Origin of the sequence: Cryptosporangium aurantiacum, assembly GCF_900143005.1 — a bacterium.
In the GTDB taxonomy this organism is placed as follows: domain Bacteria; phylum Actinomycetota; class Actinomycetes; order Mycobacteriales; family Cryptosporangiaceae; genus Cryptosporangium; species Cryptosporangium aurantiacum.
Genome location: NZ_FRCS01000010.1, coordinates 218,606 through 242,536, shown reverse-complemented (window position 1 = coordinate 242,536; position 23,931 = coordinate 218,606). Strand labels below are relative to the sequence as shown.

Genomic DNA, 23,931 nt, shown 5'->3' with positions numbered 1-23,931 from the left:
CAGCACCTTGCACCCCCGTCAACGGGTCTACCGACAACTAGGCAGCCTCGAACAGGCCGCGAGGTCATCAGTCGAAGTAGTTGCCCCAGAAGTTGTCCTCGAACTCGGAGCCCTTCTGCCAGGTGGTGGCGTTCGCCTCGCTGGCGACCACGTTCCCGGCCGTCACGTTGATCGGGATGTAGCCCTTCTGGTTCGTGGTGTTGTTGAACGTCGCGTTGCTGGTCGCGCTGCTGCTGGCCTGCTGGTTGTACGACCAGCGCTGGCGGTAGTCGCGGTTGTCGTCGCCGGGCGCGGCCGCAGCAGCGGTCGACGCGGCGGCAACCAGGCCGGCGGAGATCATGACGACACCAGTGGTACGGCGAATCCACACGTTCATGCGTGCAATTCCCTTTCGATAAGTTGGCGAACGTCATCAGGCTTCGGAGATGGATCCGACTTCCGCTGTCTCGCACAGGGAAGCCCACCGACCGAGTTCAACGCTTCACCAAAGACGTCCGGACACGATGAAGCAGTGCACTGACCGGCAGAAGGATCTGTTGATGCTGTTCCGCGTGGCCATCGACGGGTCGCCATGGACAGGAATCTGCGGCGGAATCTCTCCCGCTGTCAGACCGGAAAAAACATAACGGAGTAGATCGAATGCGAGCAACCCCGGCCGCACCCCTACCTTTAGGGGGTTTCCCGAGTTCCGTTCGCAACCCCCGACCGCTCACCGAACACTTGTTCGACGAGCGGGAATTTCAATTCTCAAATTCCCACTCGGATCGCCGAGAAACAAGAATTTCCCCGAGCGCGATTCGCGTTTCGGCGGCGGAAAAGCGAGTGCACATCGCCTTTACTCGCCGGCCGGGGACAGCAAACGGCCGCCGCACCCCGAGGGACGCGGCGGCCGGTTCGTGCGCGAACAGGCGCTACTGCACGCGGCTCTTCCCGAAGAAGCCGTCCGTGCCCGAGACGAAGTACCACTCGGGTGGGGTGCCCTTGAGGTCACCGCCCGCCTCGAACGCGATCGGGCCGGTGACCCCCTTGGCGGAGTACTTGTCGAGGAACTTGTTGACCTCCGCCCGGGTGCGGCTGCCCGTCCCCGCCCCGAACGCGGAGATCAGCGCGGTCGCGGCGTCGTACGTCTCACCCGTGTACACCGACGGGCTGGTCGTCGTCTTCGACTCGACCTTCGTCCGGAACTCCTCCGGCAGACCGGTCCCCGGCACGCAGGCGCAGACCACGATCGTGTCCTTGCCCGCCTCGCCCGTCTCGGTGACGTAGATCGAGTCGAGCAGGCCCGGGCCCGCCACGAAGTCGATCGCGCTGCCGCCCTTCGCGTTGACCGCGTTCCGGATCCCCGCTGCCTCCGCGGAGAAGCCGGCGAACGCGATCACGGTCGCCCCCGAGTCGACGATCGTCGAGGCCAGCAGGTTGAAATCGGTCTGGCCCTGCTTGATCGTCGCGTTGTCCACGACCAGGGTTCCCAGCGCCTTCTTGGCAGCGGCTGCGGCGGCCTTGGGGAACGGGCTGCCGTCGTCGATGATGAATGCCTTCGCCGCAGGGTCGGCGCTCTTGATGTACTTCGCCATCGCGACGCCGGTGTCGGCGTCGGTGCCCACGGTGCGGTGGAAGCTCTTCATGCCCTGTTCCCCGAGGGACACCGTGGAGACCGTCGGGTTCACCATCGGGACGCCGGCCTTGTCGAGGATCGGCGAGACTTCTCGCGCCTCGTTTCCGTACAGCGGCCCGATGACGCCGAGGATCGACTTGTCCTTGATGATCTTGTCGGCCTGCAGCTTGGCCTTGTCCTTCTCGCCGCCGCTGTCGAACGCGCGGACGGCGACCGTGCAGTCCGGGTTCTTGGCGTGGAACTCCTCTGCCGCGAGGTTCGCGATCGCGATCGCCGCCTCACCCTCGGAGTCCGCGTCCCCGCCGGTATCACCGAGAACCGCGATCGTCGCGCTGGCACACTTCGCGGCCACCGGCTGCTTGGCGGTGTCCGGCTTCTCGTCGTCCTTGAGCATGGCCCAGGCGGCGGTGCCACCGCCGCCGATGACCACCAGTGCCAGAACGACGACCAACGCGATGCCGACCAGGGACCGGCGCTTCTTCGGCGTCTCGGGCGGTGGTGCGGCGTACTCCTGCCCGTAGGCCTGCTCGCCGTACTGCTGGTACTCCTGGCCGAACTGCTGCGGCTGCTGGCCGTACTGCTGAGGCTGCTCGTACTGCGGCTGCTGGCCGTATTCCGCCTGGCCGTACTGGGGCTGCCCGTACTCGGGCTGCTGGCCGTACTGCGGGGGCTGCTGCCCGTGCTCGGGCTGCTGGCCGTACTGCGGGGGCTGCTGCCCGTGCTCGGGCTGCTGGCCGTACTGCGGGGGCTGCTGCCCGTGCTCGGGCTGCTGGCCGTACTGAGGAGGCTGCCCGTACTGGGGAGGCTGCTGTCCGAACTGCTGGGGCTGCTCGAATTGTGGCTGCTGGCCGTACTCCGGGGGCTGCTGCCCGTACTGCGGAGGTTGCTGCCCGTACTGCTGGGGCTGCTCGCCGTACTGCTGGGGCTGCTGCCCGTATTCCGGCTGGCCGTGCTGGGGTTGCCCGTACTGCGGCTGCTGCCCGTACTCGGGCTGCTGGCCGTACTGCGGGGGCTGCTGGCCGTACTGCGGGGGCTGCTGGCCGTACTGCGGAGGCTGCTGCCCGAACTGGGGCGGTTGTTGACCGTACTGCGGTTGCCCCGGTGGATACTGCGAGTAGCCACCCTGCGGATACCCACCGTAAGCCTGCCCCGGTGGTAAGCCGCCTTGCGGTGGCCCGGACGACTGGCTCGGAGCCGGCGGTCCGCTCGGCGATTGCTCCGGTGGAAGTGTCCAGCCGGGCTCTCCCGCCGATGGATTCGGTTGCGCTCCCGGATTCTCGCCTTCGCTCGGTTGGCCGCCGCCGGCCGGATACTGGGTCATCACCGTTCCCCGTGGTCACACTGGCGTCACTCGGAAGCGTTCGTATCCCCCGAGAAGCGCCCAGAATACGGACCGTCGGCCACTAGCGCGACGATCTGGGGTGGTGATGGCCGAATATCAGGACGCCGACGTCACCCTACGTACCGGCGGGTGGCGCCGAGAATCAGGTCGGTAGCTGCCGCCCCACGCACGGCCAGGCGAGAGAACACGTCGAAGATCCGCTCGTAGACCGCGATCTCAGCGGGCTCACGCAGAGTCAACTCCGCGCCGAGCGTCTCCACCAACGCGTAATCCCGATCGAAGATCCAGAACCCGTTCAGCGGACCGACCGGCCACCGCGCACCGAGCGGCACCACCGCCAGGTCGACGGCCGGTAGCCGAGCCACCGTGAGTAAGCGTTCGAGTTGCGCCCGCATCACGGCCGAATCGGCCATCCGGCAGTAGAACGCCGCCTCGGCCAGAATGAAGTGGTACCGCCGACCCGGTTGATGCAGCAGGTCCTGCCTACTGAGCCGGGCTCGCACGCCCTCCTCGACGTCGTCCGCGACTTGATAGGTGCTGACGAGGCCCTGGAATACCGCCCGCGCGTAGTCCGCGGTTTGCAGCAGCCCGGGAAAGACGCCGGGCTCGAACGCCCGGATCAACGTCGCCTCAGCCTCCGCCTCGCGGCGCTGGAGCTGACGTGCGCGCGTCCCGGTCGACAGCCGTTGGCGCCACTCGGTGTACTCCATCCGGGCCTGCCGAAGCGCCACCTGCAGCCGCTGGGCGTCCTCGGCGTCCGCGCCGGTCGCCTGCACCCAGGCGTCCACATCGGCCTGGGTAGCTGTCTGCTGTCCACGCTCCAACTTGGACACCTTGGAGTGCGGCCAGCCGGTACGGTCGGCGACCGCCCGCCCGGTCAGGCCGGCGTCCTCGCGCACCTGGCGCAATTGCAGTCCGAAAACGCGCAGAGCGTCATGGGGTTTGGCCACGTAACCGGTCTTCCCTCCTGGCACGAGGGTAACGGTCGGGGCCCTCGCGCCCGGACACCGACCACCGCCTTTGGCGACCGCACCGTCCTCAGTGGTCGATGCTCGTCCCAGGGGTCTTCTGGCGTATCACTTTCGGGCGGGCGACGCCCCCAAACCGCGGTCCGAAGGGAAGTACCCGAGAAGCTCCATCGGGATTTCGACCGCGGTTTCGTGCGCCGGGAGGCCCCGCTCGATGAGTGCGGCGATGGCCTCGGTATCGGTGACCCGCCAGCCCTGGATCACCAGGGTGCCGCGGTCGGTTTCGTAGACGGACGGACAGGATCCGCTCGAACTATTGGTGCCGCGGAACGTGAGTTTCACGACTAATCCCCCCGGGTCCACAGTGAACTACCCAGCACCGTGCGGCACAGCACTGAGGACTCAGATGGTTGCTAAACGCGGAGAAAATCCCAACCCCGAACGGGCTTACTCAAGATTATTTCTCACAATTTCTTGAAGTTTAACAGCGATAACCGGCATCCTCGGGGTTGGGCGCCGGGCGCCGACGATGTCGCGCGGCCCCCAACAGTCCGTCACCGTCGGACTCCCCGCCGCTCACACCACGCAGGCCGGTCGACGTCCACGGTGAAGGCGATCGGAGGGCGCATGGCACGGGTTTGCTTCACCCCGGCAGCTCACGGCACGACGTTGTGGAGAGCCAGAGAAGGCACCCAATCGCGTCCCCATGGCGACAGCATCACTAGGCCGAGACCGGGACGCCCGCGGCCCGCAGGCCCACGTCCGCCCAGCCCTTCGAGCGGCCCCCGGATGTTCGGGTGAGCCTGCCCCATCCCCCGACCGATGCGAGTGACGCGGAGCTCTGGCTCGCTGGCTACGAGTTACGCGCGGCGCATCTCCCGCTCGACGGCTCCTCGGAATGCCCGGTCTGCCACACGAACTGGGAGTGCACGGCGTACCGCACCGGCGTCGAGATGATGCGCGCTGCGACCGACGGTCCGCCACCCTCCGGGGTCTGATCCCTGCGGCAGCACCCGAGTTGCAACCGGCCTGCGACCGTAGACGCTCCTACCCCGCCGGATGGTTGCGATATCGCCTCGGGGAAGGCGACGTCCGTAGGGGGAACATCATGACTCTCACCGTGAGGGCCGAGGCACTCTTCGTCAGCGCACTCCAGCCGTCCGAGAAGTGCAGCACCGCCCAGCTCCGTGCCGCGATCGAAACGAGCCTGGAGATGTTCGGGCCTGCCGGGTGCGCACAGCGTCTGGCTGCCGAGTTCGGCGAGCACCCGGAGACCGCGGTGCCGCGCATGCGCTGGGCGCTGGAGCGCGCTGCCGCCTCTTAGCGTCGGCGCCGCTCGTCGAGGTACCGGTCCCAGTCGAAGCGTGGCGGCTCGTCGCCCTTCCCCGCAGGATCGGACGCCCACCGCACGCCGATGTCGTCCCGCCACGCCACCGCCCACCGACGAATGGCCCCGATCCGCTCCTCGTCAACCCCATAGGCCCGGAACAGGCGATCACCGAGAAATTCAACCGCGGCGAGACGTTCCGCCTCCCTCCGCTTGTCCACTGAACTCGTCCCTACAAGATCTCGCCCGGGGTGTAGGCCGCGGCTGCCGGGTGCCGCGCCGCGACCTCGGCGACCCGCCGCGCCACCTCGGTGACCTGCGCCGACGCCGCCCCGGTGAACGCCGCCGGATCCGCGACCAGCGCACGCACCGATGCGGCGTCCAGCCGGAGCCGCTCGTCCGACGCCAACCGGTCGAGCAAGTCGTTGCGCTCGATCCCCTTCTCGCGCATCTCCAGCGCCACCGCGACCGCGTGCTCCTTGATCGCCTCGTGCGCGACCTCCCGGCCCACACCCCGCTGCACGGCCGCGACCAGCACCTTCGTCGTCGCCAGGAACGGCAGGTACCGGTCGAGTTCACGCTGCACGACAGCCGGGTACGCCCCGAACTCGGTCAGCACGGTGAGGAACGTCTGGAACAGGCCGTCCGCGGCGAAGAACGCATCCGGCAGCGCGACCCGGCGGACGACGCTGCAGAAGACGTCGCCCTCGTTCCACTGGTTGCCTGCCAGCTCACCGGTCATCGACGCGTACCCGCGCAGGATCACCGCCAGGCCGTTCACGCGCTCGCACGACCGGGTGTTCATTTTGTGCGGCATCGCCGAGGAACCGACCTGCCCGGCCTTGAACCCCTCGGTGACCAGTTCCTGACCGGCCATCAACCGGATCGTCGTCGCCAGGCTCGACGGCCCGGCCGCCGCGACGACCAGCGTGGACAGCGCGTCGTAGTCGAGCGACCGCGGATACACCTGGCCGACGCTGGTGAAGGTCCGGTGGAACCCGAGGTGGCGCGCGACGGCGTCCTCCAGCGCCGCGAGCTTCACCGGGTCACCGCCTAGCAGGTCGAGCTGGTCGGCCGCGGTGCCCACCGGGCCCTTGATGCCGCGCAGCGGGTACCGCGCGAGCAGCTCGGAGATCCGCTCGTAGGCCAGCAGCTGCTCCTCCGCCGCGGAGGCGAATCGCTTGCCGAGCAGCGTCGCCTGCGCCGGCACGTTGTGCGACCGGCCGGTGAGCACCAGCGCGTCGAACTCCACCGCCCGCGCCGCCAGCCGCACCAGCGAGGTGACGACCCGATCGCGGATCAGCTCCAGCGACGCACGGACCTGGAGCTGCTCCACGTTCTCGGTCAGGTCGCGGGACGTCATGCCCTTGTGAATGTGCTCGTGCCCGGCGAGCGCCGAGAACTCCTCGATCCGCGCCTTTACGTCGTGCCGGGTGACGCGTTCGCGCGCGGCGATCGACTCCAGGTCGACGTCGTGCACGACCGCCTCGTACGCCTCGACGACGCTGTCGGGCACCGGGACGCCGAGCTCGCGCTGGGCCCGCAACACGGCGATCCACAGCTGGCGCTCGAGCACGATCTTGTGCTCGGGAGACCAGAGCTTGGTCAGCTCGGTCGAGGCGTATCGGGCGGCGAGTACGTTCGGGATCACGTCCCTATCTTCGCTCACACCAGGAGCAGGGTCTTCCCGACCGTCGTCCGTGCCCCGATCGCGGCGTGCGCGTCGGCCGCCCGTTCCAGCGGGAACACCTGCCCGATCACGGCCTTCAGCCGCCCGGCGGCCCCCTCCGCCAGCGACGCGGCCGCCAACTGCGGCACGCTCAAGCCGAGCTTCTTCTGGATGTCCCAGAGCGTGACCACGGTCGCACCGGTGGCGGCGACCGACGCGGGATCGGTCATCGGCCCACCCGCGGCGCCGTGCACCACGAACCGGCTGCCGGTACGCACGAGGCCCCGTGCGGTGGCGCCGATCTCCCCACCGACCCCGTCGAACACCACGTCTACGGCTTCGCCGTCAACCAGCTTGCGGACCTGATCCGCCCAGTCCGGCTGCCGGTAGTCCACGGCTTCTGCTCCGGCTTTGCGGACGACGTCGCGCTTCTGGTCGCTGCCGACGGCACCGATCACCCGGGCGCCCGCACCGAGCGCCAGCTGGACCAGCATCGAGCCGAGACCACCGGCCGCCCCCTCGACCAGCACGGTTTCACCAGCCTTCGGTGCGGCTAGCCGGAACAGCCCGACCGCGGTCCGCCCGTCGGTGGCCAGCGCTACCGCGTCGGCGGTCGAGAGCACGTCCGGGATCTCGACGACGTCGGTGACCGCGACCGCCGCCTTCTCCGCGTAGCCGCCGAACCCGCCGGTCGTGCTGAACACCCGCCGGCCGAGCAGGGCCGGATCAACGTCGGGGCCGACCGCTGCGACCACACCGCCGACGCCGTTGCCCGGCACGAACGGGGGGTCGGGCAGCGGAAACGGCCCGGGGCGTCCGGCGCGGATCTGCGTCTCGACGAACGAGATGCTGGCCACCTCGACGTCCACCCGGACCTGACCTGCGCCCGGCTCCGGATCAGGCGCTCCACCCGGCACGAGTACCGACGGGTCACCGAACTCTGTCAACCAGATCGCTCGCATGCGCGCCAGCCTGCAACCTCAACCTTCGTTGAGGTCAAGTGATGTCGACGATCCGCAACACCCTCGTCGCCGTCCGATCACGCGGGTTTCGGCGAACCAGCGCGTCCGCGAGGTGACCAGCGTGCCCGGGGTGGTGCCTCCAACGGCGACCGCGGCGCGAGCCACATCGCCACCGCCCCGACCAGTCCCGCCAGCGCGAACACGTAGAAGCTCCACACGCCGGCGTCGGCGTCGAGCAAGACGCCGCCCAGCGTCGGGCCGACCACCGAGCCGATCCGTCCGACACCGGCGATCCAGCCGAGCGCGGTCGCGTGCGTCGCGGTCGGGTAGTGGTAGCCGACGTGCGCGTACAGCACGACCTGAGCGGTGAACAGGAAGAAGCCGGCCAGCGCCGCCGCCAGGTAGATCAACGCCGACGGCATCCGGATGCTGATCAGCCCGACGAACACCGCCCCGGTGAGGAACCAGATCGCCGACGCTCGTTTGGTCCCGAGCCGGTCGGCGAGCGGGCCGGTCAGCAGCAGCCCGGCCACCGCGCCGATGTTGGTCACGACCAGGAACGAGAGCGCCGACCCGAGGCCGTAGCCGGAGTCGCGCATGAGCTCGGGTAGCCACGTTCCGAACCCGTAGACGAGGAGCAGCCCGCAGAACGACGCGACGAAGAACAACAGTGTCGAGGCCAGGTATCCGTGCCCGAAGATGGTGCGGATGCCCGCGGACTTGTCCTCGGTGTGCACGTCATCGCCGACTCGCGCTCGGGCGGCGTCCAAATCGACGTGGTGACGGCGGGCGACCGCCTCGGCCTCAGCCGTCCGTCCGCGGGCCAGCAGGAAGTCGACCGACTCCGGCAGGTACCGCCAGAGCAGCGGGAGCATGACGACGATCGGGAGCGCACCGGCCCAGAACATCGCGCGCCAGCCGAACGCGGGCAGCACCGCGATCGCGAGCGCGGCCACCACTAGACCACCGACGTGATAGCCGGTCATCATCCAGGTGGCTCCCGCGCCCCGGCGATGCTCGCCGATGTACTCCATGACCAGCGGCATCGCGGTCGGGATCAGACCGCCGAGGCCCAGGCCCGCGAGGAACCGGCCGAACCCGAAGACCGCGGGGTTCGGTGCGACCGCGCAGACCGCCATCAGCACCGAGAACCAGGTCGCGCAACCGATGATCGCCTTGCGGCGTCCGATCCAGTCGGTGACGGTGCCGATCGTCAACGAGCCGATCAGCATGCCGAACGTGGCGTAGCTGCCGATCCGACCGGCCTCGGAGGCCGTGAGTTGCCACTCGGGGTCGTCGAGGAGTTCCGGGATCACCGTGCTGTAGACGAAGAGGTCGAAGCCTTCGAGCAGGACGACGACCCAGCACAGGGACAGAACGGTGCGGGCGACGCGGTCGAGCCTGGTGAGCGCCACGGGGGCCTCCTGGGCGGTGCGGGGACTTCCCCGCACCCCTGCCCCGCCGCCCGGCCCGGAAACGTCGCCGTTCCACTGGGCGAAACGCGTTAGCGCTGAGCGGCTGCGACCGAGCTGTCCCAGTCGATCGCGACCGCGTTCGGCTCGGACGCGGAGACCTTGGCCTGCAGCCGCGAGCCGGGGTAGACCAGCGGCACCGCGTGCGTCGGGACCGGGTTGCCGACCTGGATCTGGTACGGCGCGACGCCCGGTCGCAGGATCGTGAGCACGAACGCGTGCAGGTCGATGCCGGCCGGGTTCCGCATGCCCAGCGGCGCGCTCTGGATGACCACGGCCTCGCACGGAAGGCCGGTGGCCAGCAGTTCGGCCGCGGTCGGGACGCCGGCCTTCGGCGTGGCCCGGACCACCGGGGGCTCGCTGGCCCAGTCGATCGCGACCCGGTTCGGGTCGGCGGGGTCGACCCGCACGGCGACGAACGTCTGGCCCGGCTGGAGGCGCGGCAGCACGTGCTCGGCGATGCGCTGGCGCGCGACCGCCTGGTAGGACTGAGTGTCGTCGAGCGTGACCTCGAGCGTGAAGACGCAGACCCGCTCCGGCGGCCCACCCATCTGGACGGTGGTGCCGGTGAGCTGGACGTCGAGGATGAGGCCGCGGGCCGGTCTGCCGGTCCGGATCAGTTCGTCATCAACGCCTCCGGTCAGCTGCTTGAAACCGTCGGCCGCTTGCTTGAACGCAGAAAAGATTCCCATGCGAATTAAGGTATGGGCCGACGATTCGTTGGACAGCAGATCTGACGGCTCGCTGACACGTGAGCCCGCTCGCGCCCCGAACGTCGTCGGCCTAACAGACGACGGTGTGGCTTGCCGGCACTCGCCAGGCGCTCGCGTAGGGCTGCCGATAGGCGTGCGCGCGGACCTCGATGGGCGTCAGCCAGGTGAGCGCCTTCGCAGTGAACCGCCACTCCTGCACGCTCGGGTGCGCAGGCCAGGGACCGCCCTCCGCAACCACCGTCCGCCTGCGGTCCGACACCGTGACCCGCAGCCACGCGTCACCGTCCGCGTCGAACCAGTAGTGCGGCACCGCGCGCAACGACCGGTCCGGGTTGCTCCGCGCCGGGCCGTCCCACTTCAGGAGGTATCCGGCCGACCGGCAGGCCTCGAATGTCTCCTCGAAACCGGTGGCAGGCACTCCGCGCGTCGCCGCGAGGCCGAGCAGGATCGGCTGCAGCCAGGCGAGGTAGGCCGCCGGCCGCTGATCGGGGGGTAACGCCGGGATCGCCGGATCCATGGCCTTGGACGTGCTTTCCCAGCCGTTGCGGCGCGCCTCCCCGAAGTGCGGTGTGGAGTCGGGGGTGTCCGACACGTAGGCGCACACGGCGATCTTCGTGGTGTTGGCCGGTACCGGCGTCGCGGCGCCGAGCAAGTGCGTGTACAGCGCGGTGACGCCCGCCGCCTGCCGGGCGAAGTACGCGTCCGGTCCGCGCCCGGCGTCCCAGAGCCCGGTCGGGCGCTGGTCGGGGTTCAGGTCTACGTGCCGGTAGCTGGTGCGCCAGGTCATGCCACCTCCGCTGGTCCCCCGACCGGCGCAACCGCCGGCCGGGAGGCCCAACGACGTCAGAAGTTGATCATGTGGCCGGCGAGGCCGTGGATGGCCTCCTTGACCGCCTCGGACAGCGTCGGGTGCGCGTGGACGTTCCGACCGACCTCGTGCACGGTCAGGTCCCACTGCTGCGCCAGCGTCAGCTCCGGCAGCAGCTCGGTGACGTCCGGGCCGATCATGTGCGCGCCGAGCAGCTCGCCGTACTTGGCGTCGGACAGGATCTTGACGAAGCCGCCCGGGTCGCCCAGGCCGTGCGCCTTCGCGTTCGCGGTGAACGGGAACTTCGCGACCTGGACGTCGTAGCCCTTCTCGCGCGCCTGCGCCTCGGTGTACCCGAAGCTGGCGATCTGCGGCTGGCAGTACGTGGCCCGCGGGATCATCACGTAGTCCAACGACATCGTCTCGGCGCCGGCGATCGTCTCGGCCGCGATGATGCCCATCGCCTCGGCCGCGTGCGCCAGCATCAGCTTGGCGGTGCCGTCGCCGATCGCGAAGACGTGCGGGACGTTCGTCCGGCAGAACTCGTCGATGTCGATCGCGCCGCGGTCGGTCAGCGCGACACCGAGCTTGTCCAGGCCGAATCCCTCGGTCCGCGGCGCGAACCCGATCGCCTGCAGGACCTTGTCGGTCTCCAGCACCTGCTGCTGGCCGTCCTTGGTCACCGTCACCTTCACGGAGGGACCCGAGTCGTCGATGGACTCCACCCGGGTCGAGGTGAGCACCTTGATTCCGAGCTTCTTGTAGCGCTTCGCGAGCTCGGTGGAGACCTCGACGTCCTCCAGCGGCACCAGCCGGTCGAGGAACTCGACGATCGTCACGTCGACGCCGTAGTTACGCATCACGTAGGCGAACTCGACGCCGATCGCGCCCGCACCGGCGATGACGATGCTGTCCGGCAGGTTGTCGGTGAGGATCTGCTCCTCGTACGTGACGACCCGCTCGGACAGCTGAGTGCCCGGCAGCAGCCGGGTGGTGGCGCCGGACGCGATGATCACGTTGTCGAACGTGACGGTCTCGCTGCCGCCGTCGTTGAGCGCGACCTCGATCGTGTGCGGGTCGGTGAACGTCCCCCAGCCGTGGAACTGCTGGATCTTGTTCTTCTTCATCAGGAAGTGGACGCCCTTGACGCGACCGTCGGCGACCTTGCGGCTGCGGTCGTAGGCGGCCTTGTAGTCGAACGAGACCGTGCCGTCGACGTTGATGCCGAACTGCTTGGCCTCGTTCTGGAAGAGGTAGGCCAGTTCGGCATTCCGCAGCAGTGCCTTGGACGGGATGCAGCCCACGTTGAGGCACACCCCACCCCAATACTGCTTCTCGATGATCGCCGTCTTCTTGCCGAGCTGCGCGGCTCGGATCGCGGCGACATACCCACCCGGGCCCGCGCCCAGTACCACGACATCGAAGTGTGTGCTCACGGTTTCCAGCCTATGCCGGATCGCCGCGAACGCACCGGGCAGGTCAAGGCACGGTTCGCACCGCAACTGCAACCGACCGCCACTCTCCGCGTACCGCACGCCACCGATCAACTCGGCGTGACCGATACGCTCCCCTCACCGCCCTCCCGCCGCCCCGCCGCCAAGGCGCTGGCCGGCGACGACGGTGCGGTCCGCGTGGTGCCACGCCCCGGTTCGATCGCCGCGCAGGCCCGGCAGGGAGCGGTGGGCGCCGCCCGTCCGAACCGCGCCGACCGTGCGGCCAGCCGGTTCCCGACGATCCACGACGTGATCGACGCCCGGGCGATCTTCCCGGTGTTCCAGCCGCTGGTCCGGGCTGACGACCGGGCACTGGTCGGGTACGAGGCGCTGAGCCGCGGCCCGGCCAGCACGCCGTGGGAGTCCGCCGATGCGCTGTTCGCGGCCGCCACCGAGGTCGGTCGGCTCACCGAGTTGGACTGGGCGTGCCGGGCCCGGATCGGCCGTGCCGCGATCGCCGCCGGCCTCGACCGCTCCACCGCCCTGTTCGTCAACGCCGAGCCGCTCGCTGCCGCCACGCCGTGCCCCGACGACCTGCTGCCCGCGATCCGGGACGCCGAGCGCCGCCTGCACCTCGTCGTCGAGATGACCGAGCGGTCGATCGCCGCCGACCCGGCGGGCCTGCTCACCGCTGCTTCGACGCTGCGTGCCGCCGGCTGCAGCATCGCGTTGGACGACGTCGGCGCGATCCCGGCGTCGCTGGCGCTGATGCCGCTGCTCGACCCCGACGTCATCAAGCTGGACATGCACCTCCTGCGCCACCCGCACGACCTGGCGACAGCCCGCGTCGTCAACAGCGTGATCGCGCAGGCGGAACGGTCCGGCGCCGCGATCCTCGCCGAGGGCGTCGAGACCTCGGCACACCTGGCGACCGCGCGCACGATGGGCGCGTCGTACGTGCAGGGCTGGCTGACCGGTCGCCCCGGCCCGCTCCCGACCGACGCCGCTCCGTCGCTCCCGCCGGAGCGGCTCTACCGCCGCGTGGCCGCGGAGCCGACCGGAACGCCGTTCGAGCTCCTGTCGGCCGCCCGGCCGGCCCGGCGAGCGTCGAAGGACTCGCTGCTGGCGATCAGCCAGTACCTGGAGACGAAGGGCCTCGACAGCGAGGAGCCGCCGGTTGTCCTCGCGTGCTTCCAGCACGACCGATACCTGACCGCGACGACGCGGCAGCGGTACGCGCGGCTCGCCACGTCGGCCGGGCTGGTCGCCGCGCTGGGGGAAGACGTGGGTCCCGAGCCCGCGCCCGGCGTCCGCGGTGCGGTGCTGGGCGCCGACGACGCGCTCCGCAACGAGTGGAACGTGGTAGTGGTCGGTCCGCACTTCTCCGGTGCGCTGGTGGCGCGCGATCTGGGCGACGACGGCCCGGACTCCGAACGCCGCTTCGACTACGTGCTGACGTACGAGCGCTCGCTGGTCCTCCAGGCGGCCCGTGCGCTGCTGCGCTGGCTCGCGCCCGTGTCACCGGATCACTACCGGTAGGAGAATTACGCTGTTTTTGGTTTAAAGTCCGCGAGATGGCTCAGCAGGACACTATTCCGGCGGAGTTTCCCGCCGACCTCCCCCAGCCCTATCTCCGTGCGCTGCTGGAGAACCTCGACACAGCGGTCGTGGTCTGCGATCCGAAGGGGCGGATCCTGCTCTTCAACCGCGCGATGGCGCGGGCCTGCGACCGCGGTGACGCGGCGAGCTGGCAACCGGACGCAGGCGTCCGCGGCGAACTGGAGGTCGGCGCCGACATCCACCGGATCACCAGCTGCCTGCGGAACCCGGACGGCTCACGGGCGGTGCACGGCGAACTCCCGCTCGTCCGGGCACTGCGCGGCGAGCAGCTGCACGGCCTGGAAGTCCACCTCGGTCCGGACGGACGGCGCCCACGGACCTACCACGTGCACGGCCAGCCCGTCCGGGACGCGGAGGGGCGGCTGCTCGGCGCGCTGCTCGCCCTGCACGACGTCACCGAACGCCGGCTGGCCGCCCGGCTGGGCGACTGCGAGCTGGCGGTGTCCGAGGCGCTGACCACCGAGGCGTCGGTGGCCGACGCGGGTGCCGGCGTGCTCGCGGCGGTCGGCGCACGGCTGTCCTGGCCCTACGGCGAGCTCTGGCTCGCCGACGAGGCGGAGGACGTCCTGCACCCGGCCGCCCGCTGGGTCGCACCCGGTCACCGCCCGTCCGGCCCGCTGCCCGACTCGCTGCCGCGCGGCAGCGGTCTGGCCGGTCAGGTCTGGGAGACCGGGGCGCCCCGCTGGTACGCCGACGTCTCCACCAGCGGCGACACCCGACTCGCCGACACCGCGAGCCGGTTCGGGCTGCGTTCGGCGATCGCGGTGCCGATCCGCACTCCGGAGCAGTTCATCGGCGTCCTGGCATTCTTCGGCGCCACCGTCGAGGAGCCGGAGAACTCACTGATCGCCCTGCTGGGCGGCGTCGCCGCGCACGTCGGGCAGTTCCTGGCCAGACGCCGGGCCGACGAGCTCGCGCTGGAGCTGACCCGGACCAAGGACGACTTCCTCGCGCTCGTCGGGCATGAACTCCGCACGCCGCTGACCTCGATCGTCTCCCACACCGAACTGCTCCTCACCGACACGGACGGGATCACCGGCGACAACCGGACGCTGCTGGAGTCCGTCGACCGCAACGCGCACGCGCTGCGCCAGATCGTCGCCGACCTGCTCGACTTGGCCGGCCTCGAGTCCGGGGACATCTCGCTGGACCTCGACCAGCTCGACTTCGTCGAGTTGGTGGGTGCGGCGGTGTCGGCGCTCCGGCCCGCGGCCGAGGCCAATGACGTCAAGATCGAGGTGGACGCTCCGCGAGTGCTGTCGCTGTGTGGTGATCCCGCGCGTCTGCGGCAGTTGGTGGACCAGTTGGTGTCCAACGCCGTGAAGTACTCCCCGGACGGTGGTGACGTTCGGGTGCGACTGGAGCGGCACGGCGAACTAGCGGTGCTGACCGTCTCCGACAACGGGATGGGGATCCCGGAGGACGAGCGGTCCCGGTTGTTCGAACGGTTCTTCCGCTCGTCGGCCGCCACCGCGCGGGGTATCACCGGGGGGTCCGGTCTCGGCCTTCCACTGGCTCGCGCGATCGCCGAACGACACGCGGGCAACCTCCAGGCGCGGCACGGGCGTCCGGGCACCACGATGGCCGTCTCGCTGCCGGTTCGTGGGCCCGACGAACCCTGAGGAACAGCCATACCCACGGACGCTGGCCGCTATACCACCGTCAGGTTCCGGACCCGTACGATGAGCGCCAGTCTCCCGTCCAGCAGCGCGCGGGACTCTCACCCGTACGCGGTAGGAGGCCTTCCCATGTCGCAGTATTCGCCGCCCCCTCCGTTCGAAGTCCTAATCGTCGACGACGACGCCGGCGACGTCATGATCATCGAAGAGGCGCTGGCCACCCACGGGCTAGGCAGCACGCTCCACGTCGTGCCGGACGGCGTCGTCGCCATGCAGTTCCTCCGACGCGAGGGCGAGCACGCGGACGCACCGCGGCCGCACCTCGTCCTGCTGGACCTGAACATGCCGCGCAAGAGCGGGCGAGAGGTTCTGGAGGAGCTGAAGGACGACGAGTCACTGGCGAGCATCCCGGTTGTGGTGCTGACCACGTCCGCCGCCGACGAGGACATCCTGCGCTCCTACGACCTGCACGCGAACGCGTACGTCACGAAGCCGGTCGACTTCGCCGAGTTCGAGAGCGTCGTGGTGCAGATCGAGCAGTTCTACGGCCAAACCGCCCAGCTCCCCGGGCGCCGGAGGTAGCTGCGCCACCCAAGGGTTGGCTAAATGCCCGAAATGGGTGATCATCGTGGTAACCGCCCGTAGTTGATCCGTGGCGGCACGTGAGGACGGACGACGACCATGATCGATCTCCCGCACCCCCCACCCGGCGCCACGTCCGGGCCCTACGGTCTGCCCCGGCCCGACCTCGACGAGGCCCACCAGGCACTGGCCGAGATCTACGCCGAGATCACCGACCGCATCTGGACCCAGCTGCTGCGCGAGACGCGGCTGACCGGGAACGAGACCGACCCGGAGGCACTGGACCGGGTCATCGATGCGATGAAGTCCAGCGATCCGATCACCGCGCTGTGCGGTCGCTCGCTGGAGATCCGGGTGGCGGCCTTCGACGCGATCGCCACCGACCGGGAACTGATCGGGAGCACGGCATGAGCACCCTTCTGCACCACCGCCTGGCCGACAAGGAGCGCCTCGCGGCGCTGGCGTGCTACGACGTCGACGATGCCCACCTGAAGCAGCAGCTGGACGCCATCGCGATGCGGACTGCGGCGCACCTGCACATGCCGACCGCGATGACCACGCTGATGCTCGACAACGCGATGCTGATCGCCGGCAGCCACGGCGTCGACGGGTGGCTGCGCGGCGGCCCGGGCGGGCCCGCCGAGTGGGCGTTCTGCGCGCAGACCGTGCTGACCCGCGAGCCGTACATCGTTTCGGACGCCATCACCGACCCGGTGCAGTGCACGAACCCGGTCGTCGAGCTCGACGGCATCCGCGCCTACGCCGGCGCCCCGCTGATCACACCGTCCGGGCAGGTCCTCGGCGCGCACTGCGTCATCGACGTCGAGCCGCACCTGTTCAGCGACGAGGAGATCGCCGAACTGCGGGCCGCCGCCGAGGACGTCGTCACGGCGTTCGAGCAGCACCCGAGCCGGAACTCGCCGGACTACATGCCGACGTTCTTCACCAACGGCTGACGGCCACCCTCCAACCCGGAGAATCGGCGCCGACCCTGGTCGGCGCCGATTTTCGTCAGGCCACCGGGATCAGATCGCTCAGCCCGACCAGGTCGAGTACCCGCTGCGCGTACCGACCGATGTTGCGCAGGTGGAACCGGGTTCCCTCGGTCTCCGCGGCCTTCCAGCCGAAGACCAGCACCCCGATGCCGACCGAGTCGAGGAACGGGCAGTTCGCCAGATCGACGATGACGTCATGGCCGACGTCGAACTCCTTGGACAGCATCGTCCGCAACGTGGGCGCCGAATCGGAATCCAGGTCACCCAACACGCGCAGGACGGTGCAGCCATCGGTCGTGCTGACGTCGAAGCGCGTTGGCGGCCGGTCCATGGCTGCCCTCCCTCACCAGGTGGCATTCGAAGGGCTACCCGGATAACGGCCGGTACTCACGCCCAGTTCACCCAAGTTTTTCCGGCTCGGGGCGTCTCCGCAGCCCCCGGTCCACAAACGGCTCGTTCTTCGCCGACCCGAAATGCGCGAAGGGCCCCGGAAGAACCGGGGCCCTTCGCGTACGTCGCTGCTCAGGCGAGCGCGGCGTCGAGCGTGATCTCGACCCCCGCGAGCGCCTTGCTCACCGGGCAGTTCGCCTTGGCATCGGCAGCGGCGGCCGCGAAGTCGTCCGCGGAGATGCCGGGGACGTCGCCGCGGACCGTGAGCTTGATGCCGGTGATGCCGGTGCCGGGCACGAACGTCACGTCAGCGGTGGTGTTCAGCGCGGTCGGCGGCGTGCCGGCCTTGGCCAGCCCGTTGGAGAACGCCATCGAGAAGCAGGCCGCGTGCGCGGCACCCAGCAGCTCCTCGGGGGTGGTGGTGGAGTCCTGCCCTTCCGAGCGGGCCTTCCAGTTGATGTCGAACGAGCCGAGGCGGGAGGAGTCGAGGTTGACCGATCCCTTGCCCTCGAAAAGGCTTCCTTCCCAGTGCGCAGTCGCGGTGCTGGTAAGCGCCATGTCCGTCTCCAAGTCGCTTAGTACGGGTCAGCCTGAACGTACCCGTGTCCGGTCGGACGACTGCGACGCGGGCGCACCGAAACCACGGTGTCGAGTCGACAAATCTAGAAACGCCGACCCGCTCCGAAAGCGTCTTTTCTCCTGATGTGTCCTGTTCTCCCGCGCGCTATCCGTGCGCGCGCCGGAGAGGAGTTCGGATTGAGCACGATTCGCAACATCGTGACCGCCGCGATCGGCGTCGTCACCACGCTCGGGTTGGCCGCGCCGCCGGCCGCGGCGGGCACGCAGGTCACCGGCGTCTACGACCGGTATTCCGAGCGGGCGGTGCCCCGCTTCTACTACGCGATCAACGTACGCGCGCCGCAGAACAGCCGGCTGACGCTCTACTACTCATCGCGCCACGACCATGCCCGCCGGTTCATCTCGGTACGGGCGGGCAGTGGGCTGGGATCCCTCGACGAGTGTGCGAAGAACCGCGGTGTGCTGCCGGTGGGGCAGTACGCCGTCCGGTTCTGGCCGAACTACCGGGCGGGCAACCCAGCCGTCCGGGGTGACGTCTGGCGAGTGTCCGATCGCGTGTGTCGGAACCGCAAGACGGTGCGGAACGACCTGTTCATCCACTCGAGCGGCGCCCCAGGGGCGCCGTTCCGTCATTACCGGACCCTCGGCTGCATCAAGGTCGACCAGGCCGACCGTGCGCGCCTGGCCGCCGCCTGGCGCGGCGCTTGGAACAACTCCCGGGGCCAGCTCATCGTGACCCGGAGGACGGCCCGCTGAGAACGACGCTGTCGTCCGCGCGTGAGGCCGTGCCTTGCGCGCGGACGGCTGCCGGCTCCAGGTCGGTCATGCCGCCCACGGCGGGGTGAGCGTGGAGCCGTCGGGCAACTCCGCGGTGAGGCCGACGGACGTGGTGACCCAGGCCCGGAGCGGCTCGTCACCCACGTCCACGCGGAAGCTCGCACCGGCGGGCACCAGAACCACGTCGCCTGCGGTGGCGGTGCGCACCTCGCCGTCCAGCGTCACCTCGGCGCTGCCGCTGAGGATCACCAGCACCTCCTCCCGGCTCGGGCGGTGCGGTACGCCGGTCGTGCCGGCCGGAACGTCCAGCCGCCACGCACAGAGCTCCGCGCTTCCCACCGCCGGCCGCACGTAGGACGTGAATCGCGAACCGTGCACCTCGTGGGTCACCGCCGAATCGGCCTGAAGAACAGGCATGTCCACTCCTCCAGTTAGTCAAGCTGCTTGACCAAATAGTCAAGCAGCTTGATCTCTGTGTCAAGGTGATTCCATGGCGGACGAACTCGCGCTTTCCACCCTGCTCCTCGGCGCCGCCGGCACGCTCGTCGAGCGGATCCATGCCGGCACCGCCCGCCGCGGCTTCGACGACCTCCGGCCGACGCACGGGTTCGTGTTCGTCCGCCTCGCTCCGTCCGGCGCGACCGTCACCGAGATCGCCGAGCACCTGGGCGTCACCAAACAGGCCGCCAGCCAGCTAGTCGAGGAACTCGTGGGCAAGGGCTATGTGGAGCGTCGCCCCCACCCCTCCGACGCCAGGGCGCGGCTCGTCGTCCTCACCGAACGGGGCTGGGCGTGCACCCGCGCCGCCGACGCGGCCGCTGCCGAAGCCGTCGGCGCCTGGGTGGAAGTTCTCGGCCAGGACCGGATCACCGCGCTGGTCGACGATCTGCGCCGGGTCGTCGGGCGCGGACCGCTCCGGCCTGCCGTCTGGTGAGGTGTTAAGCCCGCGCCGGAGCGGGCATCAAGCCTCCACACCGGGGAGGGAGCGGCGTGGAGTCCTTGAGCAGGTCCGATCAGGCCACCGTGGCGATGGTCGTCGTGGTAGTCGGGATCCTCGTCGCGCTCAGCCTGCGTGGCACTCGTCCGGGCGCCCCGGCGCGCATGGGCGCGATCGTCGCGGGCATCGTCCTGCTGCTCGCGCTGATGGTCGGTTTACGGGCACACGACCTGACCAAGCCGCGCTCCGCCGACCGGCCGACCCCGGCGGCATTGCGTCCGACGACCGCTCAGGCGTTCGGCGACGCGACGGTGAGCGGTGATCCGCAGAGCGGGCTGACCGTGAACGCACCGGCGGCAACCGGCGGCGCATACCTCTCGGACGCCGAGTTCTGCGACGGTCGGCTGGAGGCCAGCGTTCACGTGAAGGACGTGCGGCAGAGCACGACGCGGGCTGCGACAGAGGTCGCGGCGGTGGAGCCGCCGGCCTCGGGCCTGCTCCTCGGCATCCGGGCCGGTTCCGACCCGACGGTTCCGGCAGCGCTGTCGATCGAGTACTCCCGCGTCGATGAGCAGGTGCGGGTGGCGGACGCGCGCGGCACCACGCTCGCGGTGCTGGCCAGCGCCGAGGAGAACCCGCGCATCCGGGTCGACCTGGCCGGTGCACGCGCCCGGGTGTGGTTCGACGGCCAGCCACTGCCCGACGGCGGCGTTCCACTGGCCGGCGGGTGCGGTGCGGTGCGATTCAGCGCGTGGGGCACCGACGCGGTACTCCGCGACCTGGTGATTCGACCTGCCGGGTAGAGGCGACCGGCGATCCGGTCCGACCAGCGCTACCCGGCTGGCCGACCAGTCCGTTCATTCCGTCCCACCCCGCCGCGGAGTCCGGCCGCAACCTGCCGACCGGACGCGGTTCCGCGAGCGGGGAGCCCAGGTGGTGGGTCGTGCGTTTCAGATCAGGTCGAACTCTCCGGACTTGGCACCGACGATGAACGACTGCCAACCCGCCGCGGGCAGCACCAATGCTGGGCCACCCCGGTCTTTCGTGTCACGCACTGCAACGACAGACTCCATCAGCGCAACCTCGACGCAGTTGCCGTTACCCGTGCTCGCACTGCTCTTACGCCACGGAGCGTAGGTGAGATCGATGTTTGCCATACCTGCCTCAGCTTTCCTGCCACGACTACGACATGTCACCAGCGGCTTCGCGGATCCGGAGTACGGATTGCTCCGGCGTGAGCGCTATGCCACACAGCTTTTGGTGCACGAGGGTATACCCATCCACCTGGTCCGGTTCCTCCAGAGCGATACCCACAGTGAGGTTATCCAGGTAGACGACAGAATTGTCGTCAGGATCCGGGAAACTAAGGATGACATAGGGTGTCGTCATCGCGGGGTGCCCGCCGACCGAGAATGGCAACACTTGAACGGTTACGTTGGGTAGCGCCGCTAGCTGAGCTATGTACTCAAGTTGCTCGCGCATCACCGTTACGCCACCGAACGGCCGCAACAAAACTGCTTCGTTCAGAACGACGGACAATTCAGCCGGGGAATCTCCTCGGAGTAGATCCTGGCGACGCAGCCGGGCCGCGACTTTGCGGTCGACGTCGTCGTCCCCCGCGGTGGCCCGGAAGGCCGCGCGGGCATAGGCCTCGGTCTGCAGGAGGCCGGGCACGGCCTCCGCCTCGTAGGTGCTGATTCGAACCGCCTCGGCCTCCAGGCCGATGTAGAACTCGAACCAGGCCGGCAGCACGTCGGCATAGTTCTGCCACCAGCCGCGCTGCTGTGCGCCACGTGCGATCTCGATGAGCGGTTCGGAATCGTCCCCGGTGATGCCGTAGAGGGCCAGTGCGGCCCGGACATCCCTGGGCTTGATCCCGATCTGAGCGGTCTCTATGCGGGACAGATTGCTGCGTGACATGTCGAGCTGACGGGCGGCTTGCTCGAGCGTCATCCCCGCCTTCTCGCGGAGGTGGCGCAGTTCTCTGGCGATACGACGGCGACGAACCGTGGGGCTTCCTGACACGGCGCGAGTGTGGCACCACGCGAACCGCCACACCAGCCTCGAAATCGCACCACGCCGAAGTGGGAGTTGCATTGCAGGGGACACAGATGCACTATCGAGACAGAGGTCGTCAGCATGTGACCCACGGCGTCTACCGGGACCGCCGAGGTGTCACCGCATTGGTCTTTCCGTGCGGTGACGCGTGCCCAGCACCCGAGACCCGGAGAGACCCAGATGGCAACGACCGTTGTCGGTTACTTGCGACCGCCGCGTGCAGGCGCCGTGGATTCGCACGCCGAACTCGAAGCACTTCGACGCTACGCCGAAGACCGCGCCTTGGAACTACGACACGTCTATGCGGACGCGATCGGGCCCGGTGCGATCACGGGTAGGCGCGGTGAACGAAGTGGATTCGCGGCGGCCTTGGCTGACGTGCGTGAACGCCGCGCCGACGGGGTCCTGCTGCTCGACGTCGCGCACCTGTCCTGGCATCCGGACATCCGCGACTCGCTGGCCTATCTCGTGGAAGACGCCGGCGGTCGCCTGTTCGTAGCCGACGAAGCGCTCGCCTCGGCGCAGTCCAGAACGTGACCGGTCGACCGTGACGGCGCAAGGAGTACCGACGAGCATGACCCCGGCCGCATCGGGTGGCGCGGGACGGCACGGCTTCGCCGCGCCCGTCACGCTTCCGGCCGCACCCACCACTCCGACCGCTTGGCCCCGGCTGTCGGTCTCCGCCCCCGAAGAGCATGCGGACGCCGTCCGCCTGCTCGCCGCACTCGACATGCCGTCGCCGACCATCGAACGCGAACCGAGCCGGCCGCGCAGCGACGTCTCCCGCGTGGTCGTCGGGTACCTCCGAGCGGTGGTGACCCCGACGGACCCGCTCGCGGCGTTGGCCAGAGGCACCGATGACGTCGACGACGATGCGACCGCGCCGCTGGTCGAGGCGATCGCGCAGTACGCCAGGGAGCGCGGGCTGACGCTGCTGCGGGTACACCGCGACGACGTCACCGACGACGACGCCCGGCGGCCGGGGTTCTCCGCCTGCCTGCGTCACCTGTACCTGCGCGAGGCGTCGGCGATCGTGGTGCCCACGTGGACACACCTGGCGCCCAACGACGTCCTGCGCCGGGCGCTGTGCCACAACGCGACCTCGGCGGGCGGAACCATCCAGGTCATCGACCCGGCGGCGGACTAGAACTCACCCGAGAACACGGACGGACCGGAGGACTTTCCGGTCCGTCTTTTCGTGTCCGGAGTGGATCGAAGAGAACGGCGAAAGCGACACAACCCTCGCAGCTGTTCTTCGGGTTAGGTAACGGGCATCTGGGCGAAACCGACCGAACGGCGGAACGACACGTCTCCCAACGGATCTCCCCGACTCACTCTGCTGGGCAAAACTCCTTAATTGCACAAATAGTGATTGGCGTAAGGCTCAATCGGGGCCGAATAAACACCGATGCGTCTGCTTTGCTCATTCCGCCTGAAACATCAGAGGAGGCAGGAAATGGGAAGCAAGGCACGACGGACGGCTCTTTCGGTCGCTGGGCTGGCGCTCGCCAGCGGCGCCACGCTGGGTCTCGCCGCGCCGGCGTCCGCGGCGACGCACACCGGTGACGAGTACTCCGGTGGTAGCTACCAGAACGACTGGGGTTCGGACCACGAGTCGTCGAACGCGGTCGCCGGGTCGTACACGAAGGTCGAGAAGACCGAGGTGAAGTGGGCTTCCGCGGATAAGAAGAAGGACTACTCGTCCGGCCGGTCGAAGGGTGACTGGCACAAGAAGGACCACCGCAAGAAGCACGACGAGTGCGACGACGAGTGCGACCGCGGCTGGGACAAGGACAAGGGTCACTTCCACGGCAAGCACAAGTGGAAGCACGACCGGGTGAAGGGCTTCCACCGCAGCTACAAGGCCTGCAAGTCGGCCGGCAAGCGTGGTGTGCACAAGGGGTGGTGGGACTCCTACGACTGCGACTTCACGAAGCGCGGTTACAAGGGTTGGCACCAGAGCTGGAACAAGTGGGGCAGCAACGACTGGCGCTGCCGCGGGACCTGGGTCCTGAACACCCAGGGCTACTGATCAGGTCGAATCGGACCTGATCCACCGGCTCGA

At 69.2% G+C, this 23,931-nt stretch carries 29 protein-coding genes; 13 read left to right on the top strand and 16 right to left on the bottom strand.

What is annotated here, in order from left to right:
* Window positions 1-67: 67 nt before the first annotated feature.
* The 4 genes from BUB75_RS46550 to BUB75_RS29750 all read right to left on the bottom strand — a co-directional run bounded on the left by BUB75_RS46550 (window position 68) and on the right by BUB75_RS29750 (window position 4,267).
* The gene (locus BUB75_RS46550; RefSeq protein ID WP_073261447.1) at window positions 68-376 is read right to left on the bottom strand and encodes a hypothetical protein; all 309 of its coding nucleotides are present in this window, start codon (window positions 374-376) and stop codon (window positions 68-70) included.
* Window positions 377-911: 535 nt separating this feature from the next.
* Window positions 912-2,936 (bottom strand): branched-chain amino acid ABC transporter substrate-binding protein, encoded by a 2,025-nt coding sequence (locus tag BUB75_RS45585; protein ID WP_143175484.1) that lies wholly within the window; start codon window positions 2,934-2,936, stop codon window positions 912-914.
* Between the two features lie 131 nt (window positions 2,937-3,067).
* Window positions 3,068-3,931 carry a helix-turn-helix domain-containing protein gene (locus BUB75_RS29755; protein WP_178380006.1) on the bottom strand — a complete coding sequence of 288 codons (864 nt, stop codon included), beginning with the start codon at window positions 3,929-3,931 and terminating at the stop codon, window positions 3,068-3,070.
* Window positions 3,932-4,033: 102 nt separating this feature from the next.
* On the bottom strand, window positions 4,034-4,267 hold the full coding sequence (locus BUB75_RS29750) for a hypothetical protein (protein ID WP_073261439.1): 234 nt from the start codon (window positions 4,265-4,267) through the stop codon (window positions 4,034-4,036).
* A gap of 455 nt (window positions 4,268-4,722) precedes the next feature.
* Here BUB75_RS29750 and BUB75_RS29745 point away from each other — a divergent pair, with 455 nt between their 5' ends.
* The gene (locus tag BUB75_RS29745) at window positions 4,723-4,923 is read left to right on the top strand and encodes a hypothetical protein (protein WP_073261436.1); all 201 of its coding nucleotides are present in this window, start codon (window positions 4,723-4,725) and stop codon (window positions 4,921-4,923) included.
* A gap of 110 nt (window positions 4,924-5,033) precedes the next feature.
* Complete coding sequence (locus BUB75_RS29740) at window positions 5,034-5,249, top strand: hypothetical protein (protein ID WP_073261434.1); 216 nt, start codon at window positions 5,034-5,036, stop codon at window positions 5,247-5,249.
* On the opposite strand, the gene BUB75_RS29735 is transcribed toward BUB75_RS29740, so the two are convergent.
* From BUB75_RS29735 to lpdA, 7 genes are all read right to left on the bottom strand, one after another.
* Window positions 5,246-5,473: a hypothetical protein gene (locus BUB75_RS29735; protein WP_073261432.1), complete on the bottom strand. Its 228-nt coding sequence runs from the start codon at window positions 5,471-5,473 to the stop codon at window positions 5,246-5,248. The two genes, BUB75_RS29740 and BUB75_RS29735, sit on opposite strands and share 4 nt — an antisense overlap.
* An 11-nt stretch (window positions 5,474-5,484) precedes the next feature.
* Complete coding sequence (gene purB, locus BUB75_RS29730) at window positions 5,485-6,903, bottom strand: adenylosuccinate lyase (protein WP_073261429.1); 1,419 nt, start codon at window positions 6,901-6,903, stop codon at window positions 5,485-5,487.
* Window positions 6,904-6,917: 14 nt separating this feature from the next.
* Complete coding sequence (locus BUB75_RS29725; RefSeq protein WP_073261427.1) at window positions 6,918-7,883, bottom strand: zinc-binding dehydrogenase; 966 nt, start codon at window positions 7,881-7,883, stop codon at window positions 6,918-6,920.
* Window positions 7,884-7,960: 77 nt separating this feature from the next.
* On the bottom strand, window positions 7,961-9,298 hold the full coding sequence (locus tag BUB75_RS29720) for an MFS transporter (protein ID WP_084741876.1): 1,338 nt from the start codon (window positions 9,296-9,298) through the stop codon (window positions 7,961-7,963).
* 89 nt (window positions 9,299-9,387) lie between these two features.
* Window positions 9,388-10,047: a DUF3592 domain-containing protein gene (locus BUB75_RS29715; protein ID WP_073261424.1), complete on the bottom strand. Its 660-nt coding sequence runs from the start codon at window positions 10,045-10,047 to the stop codon at window positions 9,388-9,390.
* A 91-nt stretch (window positions 10,048-10,138) separates the two neighbouring features.
* Complete coding sequence (locus tag BUB75_RS29710) at window positions 10,139-10,855, bottom strand: hypothetical protein (protein ID WP_073261423.1); 717 nt, start codon at window positions 10,853-10,855, stop codon at window positions 10,139-10,141.
* Between the two features lie 56 nt (window positions 10,856-10,911).
* Complete coding sequence (lpdA, locus tag BUB75_RS29705) at window positions 10,912-12,312, bottom strand: dihydrolipoyl dehydrogenase (protein ID WP_073261422.1); 1,401 nt, start codon at window positions 12,310-12,312, stop codon at window positions 10,912-10,914.
* Window positions 12,313-12,324: 12 nt separating this feature from the next.
* Between lpdA and BUB75_RS29700 the strand changes: the two genes are divergently transcribed.
* The 5 genes from BUB75_RS29700 to BUB75_RS29680 all read left to right on the top strand — a co-directional run bounded on the left by BUB75_RS29700 (window position 12,325) and on the right by BUB75_RS29680 (window position 17,086).
* Entirely contained in the window at window positions 12,325-13,848 is a 1,524-nt protein-coding gene (locus BUB75_RS29700) for a sensor domain-containing phosphodiesterase (protein ID WP_084741875.1), read from the top strand.
* 35 nt (window positions 13,849-13,883) lie between these two features.
* The gene (locus BUB75_RS29695) at window positions 13,884-15,551 is read left to right on the top strand and encodes a sensor histidine kinase (RefSeq protein WP_073261416.1); all 1,668 of its coding nucleotides are present in this window, start codon (window positions 13,884-13,886) and stop codon (window positions 15,549-15,551) included.
* Window positions 15,552-15,677: 126 nt separating this feature from the next.
* Window positions 15,678-16,130 (top strand): response regulator, encoded by a 453-nt coding sequence (locus tag BUB75_RS29690; RefSeq protein ID WP_073261408.1) that lies wholly within the window; start codon window positions 15,678-15,680, stop codon window positions 16,128-16,130.
* A 99-nt stretch (window positions 16,131-16,229) separates the two neighbouring features.
* Window positions 16,230-16,541, top strand: coding sequence for a hypothetical protein (locus tag BUB75_RS29685; RefSeq protein ID WP_073261406.1), 312 nt, complete (start codon window positions 16,230-16,232; stop codon window positions 16,539-16,541).
* A complete protein-coding gene (locus BUB75_RS29680; protein WP_073261404.1) occupies window positions 16,538-17,086 on the top strand; it encodes a GAF domain-containing protein in 549 nt (182 codons plus the stop codon). Before BUB75_RS29685 ends, BUB75_RS29680 begins: the two co-directional genes overlap by 4 nt.
* Before the next feature lie 55 nt (window positions 17,087-17,141).
* On the opposite strand, the gene BUB75_RS29675 is transcribed toward BUB75_RS29680, so the two are convergent.
* Entirely contained in the window at window positions 17,142-17,456 is a 315-nt protein-coding gene (locus tag BUB75_RS29675; RefSeq protein WP_073261402.1) for an STAS domain-containing protein, read from the bottom strand.
* 191 nt (window positions 17,457-17,647) lie between these two features.
* Window positions 17,648-18,073 (bottom strand): OsmC family peroxiredoxin, encoded by a 426-nt coding sequence (locus tag BUB75_RS29670; RefSeq protein ID WP_073261399.1) that lies wholly within the window; start codon window positions 18,071-18,073, stop codon window positions 17,648-17,650.
* Window positions 18,074-18,271: 198 nt separating this feature from the next.
* Between BUB75_RS29670 and BUB75_RS29665 the strand changes: the two genes are divergently transcribed.
* Window positions 18,272-18,850 (top strand): hypothetical protein, encoded by a 579-nt coding sequence (locus BUB75_RS29665; RefSeq protein ID WP_073261396.1) that lies wholly within the window; start codon window positions 18,272-18,274, stop codon window positions 18,848-18,850.
* A 66-nt stretch (window positions 18,851-18,916) separates the two neighbouring features.
* On the opposite strand, the gene BUB75_RS29660 is transcribed toward BUB75_RS29665, so the two are convergent.
* Window positions 18,917-19,288, bottom strand: a complete 372-nt coding sequence (locus BUB75_RS29660) for a cupin domain-containing protein (protein ID WP_073261394.1) — start codon at window positions 19,286-19,288, stop codon at window positions 18,917-18,919.
* Window positions 19,289-19,361: 73 nt separating this feature from the next.
* Between BUB75_RS29660 and BUB75_RS29655 the strand changes: the two genes are divergently transcribed.
* Entirely contained in the window at window positions 19,362-19,805 is a 444-nt protein-coding gene (locus tag BUB75_RS29655) for a MarR family winged helix-turn-helix transcriptional regulator (RefSeq protein WP_073261391.1), read from the top strand.
* A gap of 65 nt (window positions 19,806-19,870) precedes the next feature.
* A complete protein-coding gene (locus tag BUB75_RS29650) occupies window positions 19,871-20,611 on the top strand; it encodes a hypothetical protein (RefSeq protein ID WP_143175483.1) in 741 nt (246 codons plus the stop codon).
* A 147-nt stretch (window positions 20,612-20,758) separates the two neighbouring features.
* On the opposite strand, the gene BUB75_RS48225 is transcribed toward BUB75_RS29650, so the two are convergent.
* Complete coding sequence (locus BUB75_RS48225; protein ID WP_073261385.1) at window positions 20,759-20,965, bottom strand: DUF397 domain-containing protein; 207 nt, start codon at window positions 20,963-20,965, stop codon at window positions 20,759-20,761.
* Between the two features lie 25 nt (window positions 20,966-20,990).
* On the bottom strand, window positions 20,991-21,833 hold the full coding sequence (locus BUB75_RS29640) for a Scr1 family TA system antitoxin-like transcriptional regulator (protein WP_073261600.1): 843 nt from the start codon (window positions 21,831-21,833) through the stop codon (window positions 20,991-20,993).
* A gap of 213 nt (window positions 21,834-22,046) precedes the next feature.
* Between BUB75_RS29640 and BUB75_RS45580 the strand changes: the two genes are divergently transcribed.
* From BUB75_RS45580 to BUB75_RS29630, 3 genes are all read left to right on the top strand, one after another.
* Window positions 22,047-22,403: a recombinase family protein gene (locus BUB75_RS45580; protein WP_143175482.1), complete on the top strand. Its 357-nt coding sequence runs from the start codon at window positions 22,047-22,049 to the stop codon at window positions 22,401-22,403.
* A gap of 37 nt (window positions 22,404-22,440) precedes the next feature.
* Window positions 22,441-23,013: a hypothetical protein gene (locus tag BUB75_RS29635; RefSeq protein WP_073261383.1), complete on the top strand. Its 573-nt coding sequence runs from the start codon at window positions 22,441-22,443 to the stop codon at window positions 23,011-23,013.
* A 309-nt stretch (window positions 23,014-23,322) separates the two neighbouring features.
* Complete coding sequence (locus BUB75_RS29630; RefSeq protein ID WP_073261379.1) at window positions 23,323-23,898, top strand: hypothetical protein; 576 nt, start codon at window positions 23,323-23,325, stop codon at window positions 23,896-23,898.
* Window positions 23,899-23,931: the final 33 nt, after the last annotated feature.